This is a genomic window from Neisseria sp. SLRRB23, from assembly GCF_050896295.1.
Taxonomy (GTDB): Bacteria; Pseudomonadota; Gammaproteobacteria; order Burkholderiales; family Neisseriaceae; genus Neisseria.
The window spans coordinates 1-386 of the sequence record NZ_JBPBFH010000160.1; the positions used below are offsets into that span (position 1 = coordinate 1).

Genomic DNA, 386 nt, shown 5'->3' on the forward strand with positions numbered 1-386 from the left:
GAGATGTGTATAAGAGACAGTTTTTCCGTCGGCGTCGGCAAACCGTTATTCACCCGAAAGCGCGGCGACACCGAATGGTGTCTCGCCCCGATTCCGTTGGGCGGTTACGTCAAAATGGTCGACACGCGCGAAGGCGCGGCTTGCCCGTCTTGGATTTCGGCTTGGAAGCGGACGCACGGATCCATCGTCTGAAAGGCGAGGCGCGCCAAGTCCATACCGGCGATAACACCGTCTTCGCGGCTGACGAGGAATGGACCTTCGGAAATATCGTACATCAAAAATTCATATGATGATTTGATGTACGAATCCAGCGCGTTCCCTCAAACCGCCATCAGTAATTTGTACTGTCTCTTATACACATCTCCGAGCCCACGAGACTCGACGTC

Annotated in this window: 2 pseudogenes; one reads left to right on the forward strand and one right to left on the reverse strand. The window is 54.1% G+C overall.

From position 1 onward, the window contains the following. A pseudogene (locus ACRPFF_RS11670) lies at nucleotides 1-135 on the forward strand (site-2 protease family protein); the annotation flags it as partial. Nucleotides 136-137: 2 nt separating this feature from the next. Here ACRPFF_RS11670 and ACRPFF_RS11675 read toward each other — a convergent pair. Then, a pseudogene (locus ACRPFF_RS11675) lies at nucleotides 138-251 on the reverse strand (carboxylating nicotinate-nucleotide diphosphorylase); the annotation flags it as partial. Between the last annotated feature and the right edge of the window lie 135 nt (nucleotides 252-386).